This is a genomic window from Pseudomonas agronomica (genome assembly GCF_025917275.1).
In the GTDB taxonomy this organism is placed as follows: Bacteria; Pseudomonadota; Gammaproteobacteria; order Pseudomonadales; family Pseudomonadaceae; genus Aquipseudomonas; species Aquipseudomonas agronomica.
The window spans coordinates 1-1,151 of the sequence record NZ_JAOSHO010000871.1; the positions used below are offsets into that span (position 1 = coordinate 1).

1 protein-coding gene is annotated in these 1,151 nt (G+C 62.5%); it reads left to right on the top strand.

Going from position 1 to position 1,151, the window contains the following annotated elements; genetic code table 11:
* Positions 1-1,151, top strand: a 1,151-nt coding sequence (locus OC610_RS27800) for a methyl-accepting chemotaxis protein (protein WP_264432766.1), incomplete at both ends; no start/stop codon positions are given.

The window sequence follows — 1,151 nt, forward strand, 5'->3', positions numbered from 1 at the left end:
TCGATGCAGGCCTGAAAACCGCTCGCGAATTGATCGAACAGCCGGCCGACATCGCGCTGATCGACCAGCAACTGGCCGCCGTCGCCGAGTACAAAAGCGCCTTCGCCCAGATGACCAGTGCCACCGTCAGTCGCGAAGATGCCCGCAGCAAGCTGGGCGCCAGCGCCGATAACACCGTGGCCCGCGTCGCCGAAGTGGAAAAAGCGCTGTTGCAAGGTGGCGACATCACCCAGTTCAACAACATCGTGACCCTGAGCAAGGCGATCCAGCAGGCCCGCTATCAGGTCCGTGGCTACACCTACAGCGGTAAAAGTGAAGCCCAACAGCCGGCCATCGATGCAATCACTGATGTCCTGAAGCTGCTGGCCCGCTTGCCAGCCCAGTTGCCCGAAGAGCACGCCGACAAGCTCCAGCAAGCCAGCGACTCGATGAATCTCTATCGAGCGGCAGTCAGCCAATTCCGCGACTCCCAGCTCGATAACGGCGCCGCACTGCAGCGTATGGGTGAGCAAGGCCAGATCCTGATCGACGCCAGCCAGAAGCTCACCGTGTCGCAGACCGCCGTACGCGATCGCGACACTGCCCAGGCCAAGACCGTCCTGATCGCAGCCGCCGCGCTGGCGATGCTATTCGGTGTGATTGCCGCTTTGTTCATCACCCGGCAGATCGTTGGCCCGCTCGACCAGACCCTGAAGGTGGCGGAGCGTGTTGCAGCGGGTGACCTGACCCACAACCTCACCTCCGAACGCCGCGACGAACTCGGCCAACTGCAACGCGCCATGCAGAGCATGACCGTGGGCCTGCGGCAATTGATCGGTGGCATCGGTGAAGGGGTTACCCAGATCGCCAGCGCCGCCGAACAGCTTTCGTCCGTGACCGAACAGACCAGCGCCGGTGTGAACAGTCAGAAAGTGGAAACCGATCAGGTCGCCACGGCCATGCATGAAATGACCGCCACGGTGCAGGAAGTCGCGCGCAACGCCGAAGAAGCCTCCGAAGCCGCTGTCGCCGCTGACCAACAGGCCCGTGAAGGTGACAAAGTGGTGGGCGAAGCCATCGCGCAGATCGAGCGACTGGCCAAGGAAGTGGGCAATTCAACCGCTGCCATGGGCGACTTGAAGCGCGAAAGCGACAAGATCGGCAGCGTCCTC